This is a genomic window from Thalassotalea sp. Y01 (genome assembly GCF_012932945.1).
In the GTDB taxonomy this organism is placed as follows: Bacteria; Pseudomonadota; Gammaproteobacteria; order Enterobacterales; family Alteromonadaceae; genus Thalassotalea_A.
Window position 1 is genome coordinate 24,746 of sequence record NZ_JABBXG010000010.1, and the last position, 23,337, is coordinate 48,082.

The following is a 23,337-nucleotide window of genomic DNA, read 5'->3' on the forward strand; positions in this document are numbered from 1 at the left end:
CAAAACAAGGTACTATAACTATGGAAAAAAGTGCCAAGATTGCAAGTGACAATGTGATGAAATAAATAAGAATTCGTAAATGACCGAAGACAAAACAATCTATATCCATCCGCTAGCGCGACGAAACCGCCTGTTTTTGATGACAGTCGGCAGTTTGTTACTGGGTTTTTGTTTATTGTTAGATCTGCTGTTTTGGCAAGCCTACAAACTGCAATTGATCATAGTTAACATGGCGGCATTGATTGTGTTTTTAGTCGGTTATTTGAAACATTTACAGCCTAAAATCAGTTATACCATCACACCTGAATGGCTTAGTTATCATCATTCATGGGGTCAATGGCGTTTACCATGGCACTCGATACGTCGTGTCGGCGAGATTAATGTACAGCTTCATATGCAAGCGCTGCATCTTCCCTTTGTCGGCATTGCCTTATCTGATGTTAGCCACTTAGCAAATTCAATATCGCCTCGTTTAGCGAACAAGCTTATTCATGAACAAAAGAATCTACTTATCACCGCAGTAAAAGCCGAACTAATAACTCAACAACAAGCGATTATATGCTTTGAGCCTTTTAAAATTAACGGGCAACGAATTACTGGCCCGATTGCGGCATTTTTACATCAATGTACCGTATTACAATCTGCGTATGGATTTCATTTGTATTTACCCCAAGACAGTTTCGATCGAGAATTGCCATCATTTATTGCGTTGCTGCAGCAGTGCCAGCGATATTCATCAACAAAAGCCTAATCTCACGGTGATTGAGTATTGCTTAGGCTCAATAGTTTAATGGTGTAATGGTTTAATCCAATGAGCTTAAATGTTCAGCATGGAAGGCAATATGCTGCTCAATAAAACTGCTAATAAAGAAATAGCTGTGATCATAGCCTTGTTGCATTCTCAGTTGCAGTGGGTAATTTGCCTTTACACACGCTTGTTGCAATAACTCAGGTTTCAATTGTTCAATTAAAAAATTATCCGCGGTGCCCTGATCGATAAGTAATGGCAATACCTTATTAGTGTGCTCAATAAGATAGCAACTGTCATATTGCTGCCACGTACCTTGCTTGTCACCTAAATAGCCCGCCAATGCTTTGTGTCCCCAAGGACAACGCATTGGACTGCATATTGGTGCAAACGCCGACACACTCGTGTATTTGTCGCGGTTTTTCAAGGCTATCGTAATCGCCCCATGCCCTCCCATTGAATGGCCAAATATAGCAGCCCGATTTCCGTCGACGGGAAAATGTGCATTAATCAAAGCCGGCAATTCATCAACAATATAGTCGTACATATTGTAATGTTCTGCGTATTCTGGCTCCGTCGCGTTTACATAAAAACCCGCTCCTAAACCAAAATCATAAGCGCCCTGTTCGTCATCCTTAACATTGTCGCCTCTAGGACTGGTATCGGCAGCAACAAGAGCAACCTGATATTTTTCGGCAAATTGCTGGGCGCCCGCCTTAGTGACAAAATTTTCATCGGTGCAGGTTAGCCCAGACAGCCAATATAATACCGGCACAGACTTTTGAGTCGCTTGCGAAGGTAAAAAGATCGAGAACGTCATCTCACAATTTAGTGTTGCTGCGTCGTGTTTATAGCGCAATTGCCGACCCGAAAAGCATTTAATGTCACTTAGTTTTTCCATAACTTATTTCTCATCATACAAAACAACGGATCGTATCGATTTACCTTGATGCATTAAATCGAACGCTTTATTAATATCATCTAATGGCATTGTATGAGTAATCAGATCATCAATGTTGATTTTATTGTCCATATACCAATCAACAATTTTTGGTACATCGGTGCGACCGCGAGCGCCACCAAACGCACTACCACGCCAACTTCGGCCCGTCACTAATTGAAACGGACGGGTTGCAATCTCTTGCCCTGCACCGGCAACGCCTATAATCCAAGACTCACCCCAACCTTTGTGACAACACTCCAACGCTTGGCGCATGACATTCACATTGCCAATGCACTCAAATGAGTAGTCCGCTCCCCCGTCAGTTAGCTCGATAATGGCATCAACGACATTGTCGACTTTGCTTGGGTTAATAAAATGAGTCATGCCAAAATGCTTGGCTAACGAGGCCTTGTTTTCATTTAAGTCGACACCAATTATTTTATTCGCGCCGACCATTTTAGCGCCTTGAATGACATTAAGGCCAATACCGCCGAGACCAAATACGACAACATTGCTACCGGGTTCAACTTTGGCATCAAACGCCACAGCACCAACGCCGGTTGTCACCCCGCAGCCGATATAACAGACCTTATCAAATGGCGCATCTTTACGGATTTTTGCAACCGCTATCTCTGGTAACACGGTGTAATTAGAAAAAGTAGAGCAGCCCATATAATGTAAAATCGGTTGACCATCTAACGAAAAGCGTGAGGTGCCATCTGGCATCAAGCCTTGCCCTTGAGTAGAACGGATTTTCTGGCACAAATTGGTTTTAGGGTGAAGGCAAAAATCACATTCTCGACATTCGGGTGTATAGAGCGGAATAACATGATCACCGGGCTTTAATGATGTCACACCGAGACCGACATCAACCACAACACCCGCGCCCTCATGGCCTAAAATAGCAGGAAAGGCACCCTCGGGATCATCTCCAGACAGGGTGAATGCGTCGGTGTGGCATATGCCTGTCGCTTTTAATTCGATAAGCACTTCACCGGCTTGCGGGCCTTGTAAATCGACTTCGACAACTTGCAATGGTTTTCCGGCAGCAAACGCTACAGCAGCTCTGGTTTTCATATACTATCCCCATAATGATGTATTTCACCCTATCTAGCTTAGTAGAATAAACATGGTTCGTACGATTAAATAAGCTGACTTTATGGTGAAATCGCAGCGTTTATCTTTAACCAATATCAAGCAAAATCAGCCAAACTAAACACTCGCCGATGACACATCAACAGCAAACCTATTGCCTAACAAGCAACAAGATAACGACTAACATGGGTATTATGGTTAATAAAAAACCTATAGATGTCATGAATAGCGAAAATTACGCAGATTTTTTGTTTATGATTAGACTTTTACAATCAGCAATTTACAATAACGCCATTAACCGTTTCAGGCTGACATATCAGGAAATACATTAAACATGCCACAAACAGATTCAAATAAGATAACACGTTATGATTATGACGCCATTGTTATAGGCACAGGCCCTGGTGGCGAAGGTGCAGCGATGAAATTGGCAAAGCACAACAAAACCGTTGCCGTTATCGAACGTTATAATCGTGTTGGTGGTGGCTGTACGCATTGGGGGACAATCCCATCAAAAGCCTTGCGCCAATCTGTCAGCCAACTTATACAATATAATTCAAATCCTTTGTTTACCGATGCGGAACAACCTAAACATTTGACCTTTCCGGATATATTGTCCCATGCACAATCGGTTATCGATAAACAAGTGCGCTTGCGTTCCGGTTTTTACAATCGCAATCGTGTTACAACATTTCATGGTCAAGCTGAATTTGTTGATGAACACAGCGTAAAAGTGTGTTTTGAAGACGGCTCTTGTGAAGTCATTTCAGCGGAAAATATCATTGTGGCTACAGGGTCTCGCCCTTATCATCCACCAGAAGTCGACTTTTCGCATCCTCGTGTTTACGACTCTGACAGCATATTGTCGCTTACTCATGATCCTCGTCATATCATTATTTATGGCGCAGGTGTTATAGGCAGTGAGTACGCCAGTATATTTAGAGGTCTCGACGTTAAGGTCGATTTAATCAACACCCGTGATCGATTATTAGCATTTTTGGACGATGAAATGTCAGAGTCTCTGAGCTATCACTTGTGGAATAACGGTGTCGTGATTCGTCATGGCGAGCAAATTGAAAAAGTCGAAACAACCGATAGTTCGGTTATCGTTCATTTGCAATCGGGTAAAAAAATGAAAGCCGATTGTTTACTGTTTGCCAATGGTAGAACCGGTAATACTGCTGAACTAAACTTAGACGCTGCCGGCTTAACCGCCGATGGTCGTGGCCAGGTCAGCGTCAATGAGGTATACCAAACTAAGGTAGATAGCATATACGCTGTCGGTGATGTCATTGGCTACCCTAGCCTAGCAAGTGCCGCCTACGATCAAGGTCGTCTTGCCGCCGGTGCAATTATCAACAAAGGCAAGACCAGCCGTTTGATCGCCGATATCCCGACCGGTATTTATACCATTCCAGAAATAAGCTCGGTGGGTAAAACTGAGTCGGAATTAACCGAAGCGAAGATCCCTTATGAAGTCGGACGCGCTCAATTTAAACACTTGGCACGTGCCCAAATATCTAACTCTTTAGTTGGCTCATTGAAAATATTATTTCACAGAGAAACCAAAGAAATACTCGGTATCCATTGTTTCGGTGAAAATGCCGCGGAGATCATTCACATTGGTCAGGCGATCATGCAGCAGGAAAATGGCGGCAACAATATCGAATACTTTGTTGAAACCACCTTTAACTATCCGACCATGGCCGAAGCATTTCGAGTCGCCGCATTAAATGGATTAAATCGTTTGTTTTAATGTTTTAGTCAGCTCGTGAACGCAAGCTGCGTTGATGATGTACTGCGTTTAATGACGAAATTGGTATCAATTTTTGTCAATAACACGAATTAATAACCTGCCAACAAAGCGCCGATTATCGGCGCTTTGTTGTTTTATAGAGCTAAACACGTCTTTATCTTATCTTCTGCTTACTTTCTTCTTTTCCTACTTTACAACTTTCCTACTTTCAGACGTTCCAGTTTGCTCTTAAATAAACTTCCTATTAGCCGCTAACTGGCAGGCCAATACCCCATCAGTGGCGGACATTAAGATTTACAACAATAATTAGGTGTAATTTTTTAACGTTGAGTTGCTCAATTTACGCCATGAACAAATCCAACAAGATATTATTACTGTTCGCCCATCCTTCGCAACGAAAATCCAGCGTCAATGTACCCATATTTAAAAAAGCAAAAGAGTTAGATTTTGTTACTGCCGTCGACTTATATGCAGAGTATCCCAGATTTAACATCGACATTTCCAAAGAGCAACAACGTGTTAAAGAGCATCAAGTCATCATCTTCCAGTTTCCATTTTATTGGTATTCGACCCCGTCGATATTGAAGGAATGGCAAGATCTGGTATTAGAATGGGGTTGGGCTTATGGTGCAACCGGCAACGCCTTGCGCGAAAAAACCTTTATGTGTGCGATAACAACCGGTGCCAAGGAGGATGCTTATAATCATGATGGCTTAAATCATTACACCATACGTGAATTATTGCAGCCTCTTAGGCAAACGGCGCGACTCACACAAATGCATTATTTACCGCCCTTTATGTTGTTTTCCAGCTTAAAAGCCAAAGATGAACAGCGATTAACGCCACACTTACAGCAATGGCAAAACCTTTTATTAAAGCTCCACCAAGGTGCATTTGACGTTAACCGCTTTAACGGCGTCAATATTATCAACCCGTTAATCGACGCCATGGCAACGCCAAATAGTGAGGGTAAGTCATGACAGGTTATTTTATTCAAGGTTTTATATATCTTGTTGCAGCGGTCATTTTTGTACCATTAGCAAAACGCTTGGGGTTAGGATCTGTACTCGGTTATTTGATAGCCGGTGTCATTATCGGTCCATTAACAGGCATTGTTGGTCAAGAAACCATTACCATACAACACTTTGCTGAATTTGGTGTGGTGATGATGCTATTTTTGGTTGGCTTAGAGCTCGAGCCTAAGAATCTTTGGCAGATGCGCAATAAACTGATTGGCCTAGGCGGTATGCAAGTTGTTTTAACCACCCTTGCTGTAGCATCCATTGCCTATTTTATCTTTTCCTTACAAGCGCAAACATCGCTCGCCATTGGCTTATTGTTCTCCTTATCATCGACTGCGATTGTCTTGCAAACCTTCAGTGAAAAAGGCTTAACCAAAACCATCGGCGGTCAAAATGCGTTTTCCGTGTTATTAATGCAAGATATCGCGGTGATCCCAATGTTAGCATTCATTCCTTTACTTGCGTTACCTGAGTTAGTCCAAGCGAGTCAATCATTGCAGCAAGCCGCAGAGCACCATGAAGAGATCAGCTTGGTGGCACACCTTCCCGGATGGGCTTATGCATTGACCATACTCGCCAGCATCACCGGCGTCTGCGTCGGAGGTTACTATTTAAGTCGACCGCTATTTCACTACGTGGCCAAATCTGGATTACGTGAAATTTTTGTCGCTACAGCATTGTTATTGGTGGTAGGCATCGCGGCATTAATGAGCTTAGTCGGATTATCACCAGCACTTGGTACATTTTTGGCGGGTGTTGTTCTTGCCAACAGTGAGTTTCGCCACGAATTAGAAAGTAACATTGAGCCTTTTAAAGGGCTGCTACTCGGCTTATTCTTTATTACCGTTGGCGCCGGTATCAATTTTGGCTTGTTATTCAATAATATTTTTACCATTGTTGCTATCACATTGACCTTGATGTTGCTAAAAATGGCGATTTTAGCAGGTCTGGCAAAAACCTTTAAAATCCATAAATCGGATACCTGGCTTGTCGCATTGAGTCTTGCTCAAGCCGGTGAATTTGGTTTCGTACTATTAAGCTTTTCGATACAAAACCACGTGCTACCAGCCGATATTGCCAGTACCTTACAGTTGGTTGTTGCCCTATCGATGTTTCTTACACCGTTACTGTTTATTTTTTACGATAAAGTTATTTTACCGCGTTATCAGCAAGCCAATCAGTCAGAAGATTTTGATGATATCGATACCAGCGGTTGTGTGGTGATTGCCGGAGCTGGCCGTTTTGGTCAAATCGTTAATCGCTTAATGATCTCCAATGATATCACCACCGTTGTTATGGACTATGAGGTTGCACAAGTCGAAAATATCCGCAAAATAAACGTCAAAAGCTATTTTGGTGACGCCACTCGTCCAGAGCTTTTGCACACCGCTGGCTTAGAAACCGCGCGGTTATTTGTTATTGCCATAGACCGCAAAGAAGAAGCCGTTGAATTGACCAAATACGTTACACATACCTACCCACATGTAAAAATATTAGTCCGCGCCTTTGATAAAGGTCACAGCTACGAGCTAAGTCAAGCCGGTGCAGATATCATCGTTCCCGAGGTATTCTATTCTGCGGTGGAAATGGGCGCACAAGCCCTAAGAGAAATGGGCCATCATCCGTTTGATGTCGAGCAAAAACGCAATGCTTACATTCATATTGACGAGCACGCATCTCGGCATTTATATGAAAACTGGTTAAAGCGCAGCGAAGGCGAACAGTATGGCAATGACTTCATTCAACTGTTTATCGAGTTTGAAGACAACATTATTAAAGCGATGAAGCATGATCGCATGGAAAATCATGATGTTACGGAACGTGGTTGGACACCACCTCCTAAAGATTATCAGGATGAACTGGATAAGCAATAAAATCAGTAGCTTACAAAGGAAATATCGAGGCACAGCCGAAACAAAACACGGTAACGCGTAACTGATATAGATCATGTGAAATGGTCAAATCACAAAAAAGCCAATAGTGATTCAACTCTATTAGCTTTATTGGTCTTTTAGCTTTAGCAGTGCAACATGATTGGCTTTATGGTTTTTGTCTATGTAAAAACATAACCGTAATACCCGCGAGAAATGACCCTGATGCCATGATCAACGCCACGGTTGTCAGCTCAAATCCTGCATTAAATAGAAAGCCTGGGATCATAGGCCCTAACACCGCGCCTCCACGACCAATACCTAACACTAAACCAGAACCAGATCCCAACACTGATGATGGAAACGATGACGCAAACAAGCCGAAAAACCCTGATATCGCTGCAAAGATAAACGCACCAGTAAAAAAGCCGATTTGTTTCATACTCGACAAAGTCTCGGTAAAGTAAGGGAAACTGGCTACGCCTATTGCAGCAGCGATCAAACACAAAATCATCAGTGGCTTTATCGCCACAAACCTTGCTATTACCCCCATACCGACGGAGCCAAGGACGCCACCTAAACTGATGACACCGAGCACTTGAGTCGCACTAGATGCTGAATGACCGAGGTCTGAGACTATGGTAGGTAACCATTTTACAAAGTAGTAATAGGTACCAACATTGGCGAAATAGGCAAAAATTAAAATACAGGTAATGAAAATCAATGAACCTTTAAACAAGCTTGCCGCGCCTACTGGTTCTGAATATTGTGAGTCTCTGATTTGTAACGCTAATGGCACGGAATGTTTTAGATTAGCCATAATGTTTTGAATACGTAATAGTGCCCCATCTGGGCGTTTACGTTCTAAAAAACTGATGCTTTCAGGGACAAGCGCGTAGACTAACGGAATAAACAATAGACTCATTGCCGCGCCTAGGTAAAAGGTAATGCGCCAATCGTATGTTTTGAGTAACGGTGCTAAAAAGGTTGCCCCTAGATAGACACCAAAAGCAAATCCACCAGCCACCAGAGTGACCGCCAAAGAACGGTTCTTATTATTACAATAATCCGATGACGACGCGGTTGCCGTTGCCAACAAACCACCAATACCGATACCGGTAAAGACTCTTGCCGCGCCCAATACCCAAACATTCGGTGCTAAGCCCGCGACAGCCATACCTAGTGTGACGATAGCTAAACCAATAAGCATGGTCGGTCTTCGCCCATGAGAATCCGCTATCGCGCCAAGAATGATTGAGCCTAAGGCCATACCGACTAATTCCAGTGGCAAAATAATGCCGAGAACCGCTTTCGATAAGCCCCATTCTGCTGTCATACCCGGTGCGGCAAAAGCAATCGCCAATACATCATAGCCATCAAGCGCCAATATACCGACGCAAATAGCGACTATATACCATTGTCTTAGTTTCATTGGCTCTTGCTTGATAATATCAAGAGCACTCGCTCGTGTTGTCATAACCTCTCCCATATAACAATTTTTATTTGCCTTCGGTTTGGTACCTCAGGCTGTGCGCGTTTTATTATTCGTTTTTAATATTTATTTTTATTCGTTACGCACAATTAAAAATTCATCATAGGGTTATTTTCATTAAAGAAACTGGTTATAAACGGCAATTATGATGCTAAAGTAAATGCAAACATGGCGACAGATGACCATGTGAAAGCCAAAAACCTTGGCGACAAACGTAAAAATCCCCCAACCATACATGATTGAGGGATTAAAAAATAACAATGTTAACGCTTAGCTCTTAGCCTTTAGCCCTTAGCCCTTAGCCCTTAGCCTTTAACATTAACCAATGACGAGCCAGCAATATCATTAATAGCCACAGCATAAATTGCCAACTAAAACGGCCACCAGAATCATCATCATCGACCTTTATGGACACCGCCGCTGTCGACTGACTGCCAGCATTGTCTTCTATGGTATAAGTAAACGTTTCAGTGCCACTAAAACCTGACACAGGTGAATATAAGAACTCGCCATTATCGGGCGCTAAAACGCCTTGTCCTTGATAATCAAATGAAACGATTCGCAGCGCGTCATTTTCACCGGCTTCGATATCGGCATCGGTATCATTCGCCAACACATTAAGACTTATATTGTTAACGTCTTTATCAATACTGTAGCTGTCTTGATTGGCAACAGGGATATCATTAACCGGTTGGATGTAGACACTGATCGGATACGTTGGGCTATCTTCCTGACCATCGTTTACTTTTACGGTAATGGTTACATAGCCATTAACATGTTCGTTAAACGTGATATTATTGTTGTCCACGCTATAAACATCGCCCGCTAATATGGTTAAGGTAAATTGTTGTGGGTAAGAATTGTCCGCATCTTGCACGTATAAATCATTGAGATCGATTTCAATTGATTGATCTTCAATAATAGTTATTTTCTTTTGACCAATAATTTCTGGCACGTCATTGCGCGCTGAAGAATTTGATAAGGTGAACGCTTTCGACAAGGCAAAGAATGATGGCGTTGAACAAGCGACTTTAATGTGTGCTTGGTCAGTATTAATGTTTGGCACGATCACCATTTCACTACCATCATTGGCTGTATCACGTGCGAGAAGGTAGTCAAAACTATTACCACCATTGGCAGAAAATAGAATATTCACTTGCTTGCATTGCACCTCACCCTGATCGGTGTTTGCAACTTGCCATTGTACAGGTGTCTCTCCTTCATCACTCAACACGGTTGACGCGTTTGGCATATCAATTGTAAACGGGCCTGCATTATTATCGACTCGAACCTGGATATCCTCAATGGCAACGCCACCACGTTGATCACGTGCTGTCACTTTAAAATTTAACGCGCGGCGAGTAGTTGGGTAACTTTCACCAACCATCAAGGTATTGCTGGTAATGCTTAACAGCGATGGAAAATAACGGTATGACAGCGCCGACGGCTCAATCGAACGAAAAATTGGTCGAGAACCGTCATCTTTCATACCATCTCGGTCAAATGACCCATTGCCTAAATCAAATTGTTCGAAGCCATAGGTGATTAAATCGCCATCAGCGTCGCTCGCTTGCGCCTCTATCATAAACGGGGTTTGTTTGGGGATCACAAAACTAGATGCGACTTGTAGTTCAGGTTGGTTATTGCTTTGTTGCCAATCAACGCCGCAACTGTTGCCAATATCATATGGATCATCTGTCAAATATTGGCGTATTTCCAAAATCGAATTAACGTGAAAGTAATCATCTGAATTTTGCTGTAAGTTGGTATCATCACAAATACCCGCATAAGACATAATGGTAGAGCCACTGCCTGGTTCATAGGCTGATTGTGAATAACGATTACCAGAGCATGAACCACTCAAACTATTAAAGCTATGTTCAGCCCCTAACTGATGTGCCAACTCGTGGGCAACAAAATCGATATAAAAACTGTCTAAGCTCGGGTTATTGTAGCCGCTCACCCCAACCGCCTTCCAAGCGCCTACATCGTGATCAGATAAACTAAACAAGTCATTATCACAAACCACTCCTACCCCTGCTAAACCACCTGCGCTGGTTGTTAGAACATGACCAATATCAAAATATTGATTACCAACCATAGTGGCTAATACTTTAGGGTTTTCGTAGACATCGCCATCGTCATTTTCAAAAGGATCATGGCTATGATCGTAGTTTCCCGCTTGATCTTCTGGCGCAATATAGAAACCGTTATCGATACGCTCAGATAAGACAAAATCGACCGCTAATTCACGGCTGTAGATCTCATTTATACGACTCACTAAATTGACAATAGCGACCAACACTTGTTGCTTACTGTTGCCAAAATAAGCGCTGTATTCAGATGTTGTGGCAAAGGCAATTCGATAGGTTTTATTGACCGGTTCTAGACTGTCTTTAGCGGCAAGAGCGGCATCAACGCCTACTTTATTGCGTAGCATTTCATCTTTGATCAAACTCGATGTCTTGGCACCGTTACGTTTTTCGCTGACTCGGTAGTAACCCGCCTGTTGCATCGGATCTATATAGGTTGTCTGGCCTTGGTGACGAAGGGTTGCGTACAAACCATTGGGGCTTTGGGTTATTGAACCAAGTTTGACACCGGTTTTGATATTGACCGCATCGAAACTGCGAATATCAGGATATTTTTGTTGCAAATTTGCCGGTATCAGCCTATTCGATTTCAAACGGACATCGACAATAGCGCCATTTATTAACGGCACACTAAACACAGCATCAGCATGAATTGACAGGCTTGATTGATGTAGAGACAGCTGATAAACACGACTATCGGTTGCTTCAGCAAGTTCTGCTTTTGCCGATGTTTGTTCAACCCAAACGGGTCCAGTGTCGCTGGCTGCGAATACATTTATTGAAAAGAATACAACAAACACAATGGCACAATTATTTTTTTTAAATGACATAGAGTTCTACAAGCAAAATAACACGAGAAAATGGATACAACTTGCTTTAAAAAAGCTCAAATATTTGAGCCTTCTTGTTATTCAAGTATTGGCCAAAGCCGCGTATAACACAAAGTGCAGAGCAGACTATTATTTAAACCTGTTATTATTCAATCGTTTAGACATTATAAAATGGTCGGTGGGTTAACCTGTCGCAGATCAACATTGACTCGTTAAAAAGCAAGCCTTAATTAGCGATTTTAAATAGACAGTATGATAGAGTTACAACTCAGCATTTACGTTGGTTACCATCCAACGGACAAAAACAATAATGATAAACCAACAAGTTATAACAACCGATGCAAACAGTACCCGAGCAATCTCAGCCAACCCTGCTTTTCCATGACTATGAAACATGGGGCGTATCGCCTAAACTCGATAAGCCATCGCAATTTGCCGCCATTCGTACCGATCTTGATTTAAACATTATTGGTGAGCCTGAAGTATTTTACTGCCAACCGCCAGCAGATTACTTGCCTAACCCAGTTGCCTGTTTGGTCACAGGGATCACACCGCAGAAAGCGCAACGTGACGGCGTAAGCGAGGCGGAGTTTGCGAAACGTATTCATCAACTCTTTAGCGTAGCCAATACCTGTGTGGTTGGTTATAACTCGATTCGTTTTGATGACGAAGTATCTCGTTATCTGTTTTATCGCAATTTCTATGACCCGTATGCCCGCGAATGGAAAAACAATAACAGTCGTTGGGACATTATTGACATGGCACGCATGTGTTACGCGCTTGCACCAGAAGGCATAGAATGGCCAGTTGGTGATGACGGCAAGGTCAGTTTTCGACTCGAGTTATTGACCGCAGCGAATGGCATTAGCCACGAAGCAGCCCATGACGCGATGAGCGATGTCTATGCGACGATTGCTTTTGCTAAACTCATCAAAGAAAAGCAGCCTAAGCTGTATAATTTCATTTTTTCTATCAGAACCAAGCATAAATGTGCCGAGCATATCAATGTCTATGAGATGGCACCTTTTCTGCACACCTCAGGCAAAATCGCTCGAGATCAGCGTAACACCAGCTGGTTTATGCCAATCGATGTCGACCCAGTAAATAAAAACGCCATCAGTTGTATCGATTTATCTAAGGATATCTCGCCATTATTAGAACTTGATGCTGAACAGATCAAAGAGCGTTTATACACTCGTCATGATGACTTAAAGGCTGAAGGCAAATTGCCTGTTGGGCTAAAACAAGTGCACATTAATAAATGTCCTGCTGTGGCACCAGCCAAAGTATTAACACCGGAGCGTGCAGCGTTAATCGGTATCGACAGAGAAGCCTGTTTAGAAAATTATAAACACATTAAACAACACGCAGAAGAGATCAAAGATAAGTTACAACAGGTCTTTGTTCGAGATTTTGACGGCGTAAAAGACGATCCGGAATACGCCTTATATTCTGGCAGCTTTTTCTCTGCCGGTGATCGTGAAAAGATGAATGAAATTCTGCATATGCCAGCGGAGCAATTAGGCAGTTACCCTTTCAATTTTGCCGATGAACGACTCGATACCTTGCTGTTCCGTTATCGCGCTCGTAATTACCCTTGGACTTTGTCCGCAGAAGAACAACAAAAATGGCAGTTGTATTGTCAGAACAAACTGCAGTTGGGTGAAAATGGCTTAAGCCTTGACGAATATATGATTGAAATTGAGAACCTAGTGCATGAGCATGAAAGCGATAGTGGCAAAATAGAGATATTAAAAGCGCTCTATCAGTATGTACAAGGTTAATCTGGCAAATTGATACCTCAAGCTACGAGCCTTATTATTTAGAGTTAATTGTTTAGATCTACATTGTCGAGATGTATCAAGCTCGTGGCGTGTTTAAATAAAAAAGGCAGCTCTAAGCTGCCTTTTTTATTGTTGATATTATTTATCTTTAAGTAATGCTATCAAGCTTGATGTATCCCACCGATTACCACCCATGTCTTGCACTTGTTGATAAAAGCCATCGACCATTTTTGTCATCGGTAACTGAGCATTGTGTTTCTGCGCTTCTGCAAATGCGATAGACAAATCTTTGCGCATCCAGTCTACGGCAAAGCCAAATTCATATTCGCCGGAATACATGGTTTTATAGCGATTTTCCATTTGCCAGCTACCAGCAGCGCCTTTAGAAATGGTTTCAACCAAGGTATCCGCATCCAAACCTGCTCGTTGGGCAAAATTTAGCGCTTCACTTAAGCCTTGTACCACACCTGCAATGCAAATTTGATTGGCCATCTTAGCAATTTGACCATTACCTACTGGCCCCATTAACTGGCTAAATTTGGCGAATGACGCCATAACCGGCTGCGCTTGTTCAAACACCTGTTTCTCACCGCCACACATTACCGTTAACTGGCCATTTTCTGCACCAGCCTGACCTCCCGAAACCGGCGCATCTATAAATTCGACACCTTGCTGTTTTGCCGCTGCAGACAACTCTCGAGCTAATTCTGCCGATGCAGTGGTGTGATCGACTAAGATAGCGCCTTGTTGCAGACCAGCTAGAACGCCGTCGCTGCCCAATACCACTTGACGTACATCATCATCATTACCGACGCAAACAAAGACAATATCGGCCTGCTCACTGGCAGACTTAGGTGTATTTGCAAATTTACCCCCGTATTGTTCTGTCCACTGTTGTGCTTTGGCTGTCGTGCGGTTATATACAGTCACGTTATAACCGTTGTTTTGCAGGTGACCTGCCATTGGATAGCCCATGACGCCAAGACCAATAAAGGCAACGTTTTTCATAGTTTTTCTCTTACATGATATTCAGGTTTGAACAAAGCGCGTTAAGCTTTATCAGTTGTTTATATGTCAATGATAAATACGCACGAGTGTGCTAGTGTAATTGAAACAGTGATCAGACAACAATAAAAATATGAGTCAATTATACGATTTTAGTGTTACCAATAATAAAGGCGAAACCGTCCCGTTATTAAATTATCAGAACAAAGTACTTTTGATCGTCAACACCGCTAGCGCATGTGGTTTTACCCCGCAATATGACGGTCTTGAGAATCTCTATCAGGCCTATAAAGACAATGGTTTAGCGGTATTGGCTTTTCCTTGTAATCAATTTGGTGAACAGGAAAAAGGCTCAGACGATGAAATTCGCAATTTTTGTGATTTAAATTTTCATATTAACTTTGATTTATTTGCCAAAGTCGATGTCAATGGTGACAAAGCAGACCCCTTGTTTGATTATTTGACGCAACAGGCGAAAGGTATTTTAGGCAGCAAAAAGATTAAATGGAATTTCACTAAGTTCCTGGTCAATCGCCAAGGCGAGGTGATCAAACGTTATGGTTCGATTGTTAAGCCTGAAAAGATTGCCAAAGATATTGAGCAACTACTATAGATGCCCTACTCATTATTTTAAGCATTTTTTTGAGCACTGCTCTATGGCTCGTTAACAATTGACAGCAGCTTACGCAAAAGAAAGCCAAGCAAAACCCAAAAAACGCCTCACTTTGTGAGGCGTTTATTTATTAAAGTTAAAGCTCATTATTTAGCATAGGCTCTACTCTACATGAGATTAGCTCAGTTGTAGAAACGCTTTGCCTTACATAAACAATTTGTCGTGTAGGGTTTCAACCACTTGATTTGCATCGTTTTCTGCAACCAAGAAACACAGGTTATTGGCGCTTGCGCCATGACAAATCATGCGCACGCTGACATCTTCAATGTGGTTAAACACGTTACTGCCTAGTTGTGTCGTCGATTGTAAATTATTGCCAACAATGGCCACTAGCGACAGCCCATGTTCTACGGTAACCTCACACAACTGCTCAAGTTCTTCTAACACTTGCTGATTAATCAAAGCTTGGGTAGAACCTGGTGGGTTATCAAATGTTAAGGCTACTGAAATTTCTGACGTGGTGATCAAGTCGACACTTAACTCATGCTTAGCCAATATCGCAAATACTTGCGCCAAAAAACCACTGGCATGTAACATCGCTGGACTCTTTACGGTAACCAATGTTTGTTCTTTGCGCAGTGCAATCGCACGATAGGTTGGTTTTGATTCAACATGTTGACGGATTTGCGTGCCACCGGCTTGCGGTTCACGAGATGAACCAACAAACACAGGAATGTCCGATCGCATCGCAGGGATCAAGGTTGCAGGATGGAGAATTTTGGCGCCAAAGGTTGCCATTTCCGCCGCTTCACCAAAACTGATTTCAGGTATGGCACGAGCCGAGCTGGCTATGCGTGGATCGGTGGTAAAAATACCTACCACATCGGTCCATATCAATAAGTCATCTGCCTGACATGCTTCTGCTAATAGTGCCGCCGAATAGTCTGAACCACCTCGCCCTAACGTTGTCGTATTGCCTAATCCGTCTTGACCGATAAATCCTTGTGTAACAATTACATGCTGTTGCAATAACGGCAACAATTGCTGCTCACAATTTAACGCCAATGCCTCAATATCAACCACAGCTTTACCGTATAGACTGTTAGTACGCATTACTTGACGAACATCAAAGGTCAAACCATTAACGCCAATACTGCGCAGAACTTCGGCAAACAAAATCGAGCTCATGCGCTCACCACAGGCCAAAATAGAATCCGTGGTTTTTGCTGTTTGCACTGTATTTTGTTGCTCAACAAGTGCCGTTAAGTGCTCTAACACCTCGTCAATTTGACGATTTAATTGCAACTCTGCTGATAATTGTTGCGTAATATTGTATTGAATACCGCGAATTTGATTAATGATGTCTTGCTGCTCTTGGTGCGATAGTAATTGTTGCGACAAAGTCACTAAATGATTGGTAACTCCAGCACTGGCTGATACCACAACAACTTTGGTGCTTTGGTTATCTTTGATGATGTTGGCGCAGCGCAACATAGCATCGTAATCGGCAACACTGGTACCGCCAAACTTGGCAACATTTAACATTTGAAATTCTCCCTAATTAACAGAACACCCTATTGCAACGTCAGTTTTTTAATACAATAACAGACTTCTAAAGCAATTGGCGCTGTTTATAAACTACATAAGGAAGAGCATGACTGATAAGCAAGGAATAGGAATCTTGACGTTTTCAGCCAGAAGCTCTCCACCATCTATTGGTGACAGTCATCAGGATTCAACCGTAATGACCGAATGTACTTTAACCACCTAAAGTAACACCCTCGGCATTAGTCCCCCTCAATGATTGTCATAAGCTGATGGTGCTTCAAATCATTTACCTGGCTAATGCTACCTCTTCTGGTGTTGTGTAGATAATTTGAGTAATAACTCTACAGCAACGCAAGCTATTAAACCGCAAGGGCGATACAAAAGCAATATGGTATCGACTAAAAATCTGCAAAATTAACATATTTTTGCAATTTTTCTTCGAGTTGTTAGGCAATTAGCGAGATTTACTTAGGTGCTTTATCAAAATTTCGGTTATGCTAAAAATAAATTTTTGATGGGCTTTTCATGGATTGGTTTTTACTAAAAAAACTTATTGGTCAATTACTGCAACCAATGATCTTAATTTTATTTTTGATGCTGTTAGCGTTGCTTTTGTTTCATAGTCGACGACATGTTGCTCGCGTTAGTTTATTTCTTGCCACGTTGTTTTTGTTCGGGTTTTCCTTTATTGGTGTCAGCAACTCACTCATAGCCCCTTACGAGCAACGCTATCCAACCTTTAGCCAGCAGCAACAACGTTTAGACTATATTGTCATCTTAGGTTGCGGGCATACCAGTGACGACACACTTGGCGCCTCGCAACAATTACAAATCTGCTCATTGCAACGTATGGTTGAAGGCATGCGTGTCGCCAACTTGCACCCAGAAGCAACCATCATTACCTCCGGTGCGGCATTTTATGATAGCACCAGCAATGCACAAAAGGTGAAACAAGCTCTGATTGAATTAGGGTTTAGTGGTGACATAATCACTAATGACCAAGCTAAAGATACCGAAGACGAAGCGATGTTATTAATGCCGCGGTTAACCAACACCCATTTTGCCCTTGTCACCAATGCCAATCATATGCCGAGAGCAATGACCTATTTTGAGCAACAAGGTTTGACCCCTATCGCTGCTCCTACCGGTTACTTTGTTAAACAAGGTCCTCTAAATTGGCAGGACTACTTTCCTGACGCCAATCAATTGCATAAAACCGAGACGTTTTTTTACGAGTTTTTCGGTCAGATATGGCAATGGCTTAAGTCATAACACACTGACGGTACGGCGCGCCCGTTCAAAGCTACAGATTAATCACTAAGAGGTTTTTCGCTCATAATACCCACTAGATTGTCACTTGGATCGCGAATAAAGCCGATCCACAGTTGATGATCTGACATGGTGGCGGCTAAGGCTGGGGCTCGCTCTATAGCGACATTGTGCTGTTGCAAATGCGCAAATGCTTGCTCTATATCATCGACTTTGTAGTAAATCACCGAGGTATGATGGTCGCGTTCTTCGCCTTGTAATGTGGTGAGCATCAATCGAATATCGTTTAATTGGTAAAACGATAAGTTTTCACCGGCATCAAACAACAGCGGTAGTCCCATGATATCTTGGTAAAACGCTCTTGCCGCGTTTATATCAGTACAACAAATCGCAACCTGGCCGATGGCGTTAATATGTAAACTCATCTGTTTTCCTTATAACGTATCTTTGTTTTAATGGATCTAGGTTTTAACCAATCTGTCGTTTTGCCAACCAGTAACTTAACCTATTAAGGTATAGACGCTGTCAACAATTGCTCGCACACCATTACCCCGTGATGGACTTAAGTGTTGCATCAACCCTAAGCTTTGAAAAAACTCTGGCACCTTAGTTTTTTGAATTTGTACGGCGGTCTTACCTTGAAATTGGCTTAAAATCACCACCATAAGACCACGTATTAGCCGAGCATCACTATCACCAATAAAATAAAAGCGATCGTTATACTTAACGACGTCTAACCAAGCATTGCTTTCACAACCAGAAATTAATATATCATCACTGCGACGCTGTTTATCTAAACGATGCAGTCGTTTAGACAATAGCATAATCACTCGATGCTTTTTATCCCAAGAATTTGCGTCGCTAAACTCTGCCAACACATCTGCTTCGCTAACAAAATCAAACGGTTTATCATGCGTCACGGACGACTTAGTATCTGTTTTAGTCCAATCCACATCGCTACTGTCTGCTTGTTGTAAGTTGCCATCGGCTTCAATACACGCCTTTAACGCGGCCAATAAACGATCTATTTCAGACATACTATTATACGGTGCAAGCGACACGCGAACGGATCCTTGCAAGCCCATCCCCGCCAACAATGGCATAGCACAATGATGCCCCGCTCTCACCGCAATGCCTTTACTGTCGAGAAAGCTGGCGACATCCTGATGATGTATACCATCGATAACAAAGCTTAATAAAGGAATATCAGGTGCGTCTGCAAATAATGGCGTGAGCTTTGCCAAGCTGGTCAATTGCTGATGCAGATAAACAGCAAGTTGAGATTCATAATCAGTGAAATTTTGGCTATGACCAAGCTCTGTTATCGCGGTTGATAAGCCCAGTACACCGGCAATATTCGGCGTGCCCGCTTCAAATTTGTGTGGCAGTTCATTAAATGTTGTCTGTTTGAATGACACCTGTTTGATCATCTCGCCGCCAAATTGATACGGCGGCATACTCTCGAGTAGCTCGCGTTTACCATACAAGACACCAATGCCTGTTGGCGCAAACAATTTATGTCCAGAGAACACATAGAAGTCACAGTTTAGCTGTTGTACATCAACGTTAACATGGGCAATGGCCTGAGCACCATCTATTAATACCTTGGCACCATGTTGATGACCAATGTCAATTAACGTCTTGATGTCGTTTATCTTTCCGACAACATTTGAAATGTGATGGACGGCAAGGATTCTACACTTATCGGTGATCAAACACGTTGCTTGTGCAATATCAATGATGCCTTGTTTATTAACAGGAAGCACCACTAAATTAGCACCTTTTTTTAGCGCCAGTTGTTGCCAACAAACAATATTAGCGTGATGCTCTGCGGCAGAAACAACAATATCATCACCACGCTCGACAATCTGTTCGCCGAGGCTACTTGCCACCATATTAATGGCTTCGGTTGTGCCTTTGCTCCAAATGATCTCCGCCACGTCTTTGCCATGAATAAATTGCCTGACATTTTCTCGAGCAAGTTCATAAGCGACTGTGGCTTGTGCACTTAACATATGAGAGCCACGATGCACATTGGCATTTTGCGTCGCGTAATATGTTTTTGCGGCATCAATGACAGCGTCGAATTTTTGCGTAGTCGCAGCGTTATCAAAGTAGATACTTTGATGTTTGCGCTCTAGCATTTCTATAAGAGGAAACTTTTTTCTAAATTCGGCAACATTAAATGACGTCATTAACTTGGCTGACAATACGCTATGAAACATGATTACAGGATTATAACGCAGAACTTCTTATCGTTAACAGAATCTTTGCAATAAGTTTTTTAATTCATTTATACGCAAAGCAAAGGATCCTTGACTATGCTATACAGTCCAGACGGAGATATTTATTCTGGCGTTAATATGCTGTTTTCGAATGCGAAATTAAATATAAAGCCAAAACACAAGTCTGGTTAGTCGCACCGTTCAAACGCTGTAGACGAGCGATTAAATAACGTTTTATGAAATGTAATATTAAGGAACAGTATGTCATTATTCTCTTGGTTCACTTCGAACCGAAATGAAGTGCATACGACATTCACCAGTAGCGAGCGCCAACGAAAGTTGGCAATAAACAATAAGTCGATGTGGCCTGTAGCTAGGGTAAACTACGTACACTCGAAGTATCAGGCTTACAGTCTGTCAGAAGGTGAACTGATTGACTCAGAACCGAGTATAAAATCGGTAAAATAGCAAAATAGTCGCTTAGGCGACTATTTTTTTGGCCAAAAAAACGACCTATCCTTGGCTAGTCATGCGCCGCATCAAACCAAGTTTTCGCTTTAGATGATTGCCCTTGCGACATCAGATAACGCCCCATATTAACGTGAAATGATGGCATTAATTTTTTATCTGATGCCTGCTCAAATACCTGCATATATGATTCTGGCAACGGTTTTTCAAAATACTCCAGACTCGATAATCCATAAATGGGTTTAAAACTGCTAGCAGAGTGGTATTGGCATGTACGGCTGGGAAACAAACCAATTTGGTTATTAAACTTTGCCGGCGTTCCCAGGTGATGTTGGCCATTAACGAGATGTGTAACCGGTGTCGATGCTTGAATTAGTGAATACCACGGCAGTTGATCTGTTAAAAATGCTCGCGCGTCTTGATCGCTGGCAAATACGCGGGGCGTTATATTGACAACATTATGGGCGATCGCCCCCTTCTCATCACAGGCAGCATGGTTAATAGGCAAAGGATATTCGTCAATAAAGCCGAGAAAATGATTGAGTTCATGAGCTAATACTTGGCTACTATCGCCAGCATCCACAAATACCATGCCATGATTAACATTGGCAATGCCCTTATCCGTCATGACACCGATATAGCGAATCGCCTGAGGCAGTGCCTGTAACAACGCCTCATCAAACTGACATTGAATTCTAAGGGTTGCATTATTGGTGCAGTTTAGCCACTGAGGCGCGGTGTACTGTGGTTCTAGTAAACAAAACTGCTGTTGATAAAAAGGCTCTAGTTGCGCCATCATCTGCTTAAGCGTTCGTAATTTAGTTAAAGAATCGGCAAAAAACTGTATTGGATAACGGCATTGCTGAGTAGCAGTTATCGCATCAGTCAATGTATCTATGGTCTGGGTACTTTGCGCTAAATGCGTATATTGCTGACCTGCATCGGGTTTCAATAACACCGCGTGGTCAGCGCCTATCACCTTAAAACGAATAAGCTCAGCAATAAGAGAAGCAGGGATAATTGCGTGACGTTTTTCTAATAACGAGGCTATCGTCGAAAAATCCCCCGCTGCGACCGCCCACTCTAGCATCAGGACGGAGATTTGTTGCGCCTGTTTATGCCCTTCTGGGCTGGCAGTTTTATCGACAAATGCGACTAATCGTAACTTGGCAAGTGCTTTTTGGTATTGACCACGGCCTGCTAATTGTTCCGCCTGTACTATGATGGCCTGTTTACTGCCTTGCTTTAAGGCCAAATCAAAATAGTAATCTTGCTCTCTTGTTTGGCCAATTGACTGGTAATAACGACTTAATTGCAATGCATAATGCCCATCGCTGCGGGCCAGATTGCGAGCTAATGTCAGCCAATGACTTGAATACTCAGCTACCCGAGTAATGGCAATGCGTTGCGCTTCGACAACCCTTAAAGTTAATGCCTGTTGCAGTTGCGCTTGATTATAGTTGTTATCTTGTAAGCGCTGTTGCAAATAATCATGCACAGAAAAAGAGCTTGTCGTTAACGACAAGCTCAATACTAAATAAATCAGATAATACCACCGAGACATAAATTAAGGTGCGCTAAGTTGCGCCTCAATAAGGTCGAGCTCTAATTCCGCATACCTATGTTCAATAAACTCGTAAACATTGGTGCTTAACGCCAATTTAAAATAATCAGCAGAGGTATTAGGACGATCAACTAATTGATTGTATTTACCTAAATAAAAATACGCTTCACACAAGCGATCAATTAATTGTTTATGATCAGACACGCCAACAGATACTGTTTGAATCAACTCCTGTTCACTGATGTCGCCTAAGAACAAGCGCAAAACGTTATTCGCCCAACTGTTATGATCTAGGCCATCTAGATGTTGTCTAAGGTTGGCTTTTGCCAATTCTGGATCAATTTCATATTCAACCAAATACAACCAGGCGATTCGATAAGGATCATTTTGTTGTTGCAATTGAAAACGTTGCAAATCAGCCAACGCTTGTTGTGGTCGCTTACCATAATACAAGGCAATGCCTCGATTCAAATACGCGTATTCATGATTCATATCCAGTTCAATGGCCGAATCAAAGGCATCGTAAGCTTCAACGAAATTTTGCCGCTGCGTATGGTGAATTCCCATAAAATTGTACGCGTCGACTAAATCAGGCTGCAAACGCAGCGCGCGTTGAAAATCAAAACTGGCTAAGCCGCGCAGACCGACGCTATCATAAATCACACCGCGATCGTAAAACAACTTGGCACGTTGCTCTTGGGTAATCTCCATTTTGGTTAAAATTTCCGTTAACCTAGCCAATGCCAACTCACTTTGTGGATTAACAGGTAGTGGTTTTGCAATCAGTACTTTTGCTTGTGAATAAGACGCAGCGGATTGGTCTGTTGTGGTCGAACATGCGCTTAGCCCTAATACTGCCAAACTGGTGAAAATAGCGAGGGAAAATTTCACAGAGAGTCCTAAGATATTGAAATTAATATAATCAATTAGGGTTAAGTATATCGCAATGGCTGACAAACACAAAAGCACGATAGCTTTTAAACAATTAAATTTAGCCAACTGGATAAAAAT

General features: G+C 42.4%; 17 protein-coding genes and 1 riboswitch. Of the genes, 7 read left to right on the top strand and 10 right to left on the bottom strand.

Annotated elements, in window-relative coordinates:
* Positions 1–79: 79 nt before the first annotated feature.
* Positions 80–751, top strand: coding sequence for a DUF2982 domain-containing protein (locus HII16_RS13845; RefSeq protein ID WP_169130984.1), 672 nt, complete (start codon positions 80–82; stop codon positions 749–751).
* Positions 752–803: 52 nt separating this feature from the next.
* Here HII16_RS13845 and fghA read toward each other — a convergent pair whose 3' ends face one another.
* Both fghA and HII16_RS13855 read right to left on the bottom strand, forming a co-directional pair.
* Positions 804–1,649 (bottom strand): S-formylglutathione hydrolase, encoded by an 846-nt coding sequence (gene fghA, locus HII16_RS13850; protein ID WP_169130986.1) that lies wholly within the window; start codon positions 1,647–1,649, stop codon positions 804–806.
* Between the two features lie 3 nt (positions 1,650–1,652).
* Positions 1,653–2,768, bottom strand: coding sequence for an S-(hydroxymethyl)glutathione dehydrogenase/class III alcohol dehydrogenase (locus HII16_RS13855; RefSeq protein WP_169130988.1), 1,116 nt, complete (start codon positions 2,766–2,768; stop codon positions 1,653–1,655).
* Positions 2,769–3,120: 352 nt separating this feature from the next.
* On the opposite strand from HII16_RS13855, the gene sthA reads away from it, so the two are divergent.
* From sthA to HII16_RS13870, 3 genes are all read left to right on the top strand, one after another.
* Positions 3,121–4,542, top strand: coding sequence for a Si-specific NAD(P)(+) transhydrogenase (sthA, locus tag HII16_RS13860; RefSeq protein WP_169130990.1), 1,422 nt, complete (start codon positions 3,121–3,123; stop codon positions 4,540–4,542).
* A 347-nt stretch (positions 4,543–4,889) separates the two neighbouring features.
* Positions 4,890–5,522, top strand: coding sequence for an NAD(P)H-dependent oxidoreductase (locus HII16_RS13865; RefSeq protein ID WP_169130992.1), 633 nt, complete (start codon positions 4,890–4,892; stop codon positions 5,520–5,522).
* Complete coding sequence (locus HII16_RS13870; protein WP_169130994.1) at positions 5,519–7,438, top strand: monovalent cation:proton antiporter-2 (CPA2) family protein; 1,920 nt, start codon at positions 5,519–5,521, stop codon at positions 7,436–7,438. The genes HII16_RS13865 and HII16_RS13870 overlap by 4 nt, the downstream gene beginning before the upstream one ends.
* A 166-nt stretch (positions 7,439–7,604) precedes the next feature.
* Here HII16_RS13870 and HII16_RS13875 read toward each other — a convergent pair whose 3' ends face one another.
* Complete coding sequence (locus tag HII16_RS13875) at positions 7,605–8,912, bottom strand: MFS transporter (RefSeq protein ID WP_211183522.1); 1,308 nt, start codon at positions 8,910–8,912, stop codon at positions 7,605–7,607.
* 313 nt (positions 8,913–9,225) lie between these two features.
* Entirely contained in the window at positions 9,226–11,850 is a 2,625-nt protein-coding gene (locus HII16_RS13880) for a reprolysin-like metallopeptidase (RefSeq protein WP_169130996.1), read from the bottom strand.
* 338 nt (positions 11,851–12,188) lie between these two features.
* Here HII16_RS13880 and sbcB point away from each other — a divergent pair, with 338 nt between their 5' ends.
* Positions 12,189–13,634, top strand: a complete 1,446-nt coding sequence (gene sbcB / locus HII16_RS13885; protein ID WP_169130998.1) for an exodeoxyribonuclease I — start codon at positions 12,189–12,191, stop codon at positions 13,632–13,634.
* A gap of 138 nt (positions 13,635–13,772) precedes the next feature.
* On the opposite strand, the gene HII16_RS13890 is transcribed toward sbcB, so the two are convergent.
* Complete coding sequence (locus HII16_RS13890; protein WP_169131000.1) at positions 13,773–14,642, bottom strand: NAD(P)-dependent oxidoreductase; 870 nt, start codon at positions 14,640–14,642, stop codon at positions 13,773–13,775.
* A gap of 130 nt (positions 14,643–14,772) precedes the next feature.
* Here HII16_RS13890 and HII16_RS13895 point away from each other — a divergent pair, with 130 nt between their 5' ends.
* Positions 14,773–15,252, top strand: coding sequence for a glutathione peroxidase (locus tag HII16_RS13895; protein ID WP_169131002.1), 480 nt, complete (start codon positions 14,773–14,775; stop codon positions 15,250–15,252).
* 204 nt (positions 15,253–15,456) lie between these two features.
* Here the strand turns inward: HII16_RS13895 and lysC are convergent, their stop codons facing one another.
* Positions 15,457–16,797 (bottom strand): lysine-sensitive aspartokinase 3, encoded by a 1,341-nt coding sequence (gene lysC / locus HII16_RS13900; RefSeq protein ID WP_169131004.1) that lies wholly within the window; start codon positions 16,795–16,797, stop codon positions 15,457–15,459.
* Between the two features lie 145 nt (positions 16,798–16,942).
* A riboswitch (Lysine riboswitch) is annotated at positions 16,943–17,117 on the bottom strand.
* Between the two features lie 208 nt (positions 17,118–17,325).
* Between lysC and HII16_RS13905 the strand changes: the two genes are divergently transcribed.
* Complete coding sequence (locus HII16_RS13905) at positions 17,326–18,072, top strand: ElyC/SanA/YdcF family protein (RefSeq protein WP_169131007.1); 747 nt, start codon at positions 17,326–17,328, stop codon at positions 18,070–18,072.
* 38 nt (positions 18,073–18,110) lie between these two features.
* Here the strand turns inward: HII16_RS13905 and HII16_RS13910 are convergent, their stop codons facing one another.
* From HII16_RS13910 to nlpI, 4 genes are all read right to left on the bottom strand, one after another.
* A complete protein-coding gene (locus HII16_RS13910; RefSeq protein ID WP_169131009.1) occupies positions 18,111–18,494 on the bottom strand; it encodes a VOC family protein in 384 nt (127 codons plus the stop codon).
* Between the two features lie 75 nt (positions 18,495–18,569).
* Positions 18,570–20,264 (bottom strand): SufS family cysteine desulfurase, encoded by a 1,695-nt coding sequence (locus HII16_RS13915; protein WP_169131011.1) that lies wholly within the window; start codon positions 20,262–20,264, stop codon positions 18,570–18,572.
* 553 nt (positions 20,265–20,817) lie between these two features.
* Positions 20,818–22,287: a hypothetical protein gene (locus HII16_RS13920; RefSeq protein ID WP_169131013.1), complete on the bottom strand. Its 1,470-nt coding sequence runs from the start codon at positions 22,285–22,287 to the stop codon at positions 20,818–20,820.
* Positions 22,288–22,329: 42 nt separating this feature from the next.
* Positions 22,330–23,217: a lipoprotein NlpI gene (gene nlpI / locus HII16_RS13925; protein WP_169131015.1), complete on the bottom strand. Its 888-nt coding sequence runs from the start codon at positions 23,215–23,217 to the stop codon at positions 22,330–22,332.
* Between the last annotated feature and the right edge of the window lie 120 nt (positions 23,218–23,337).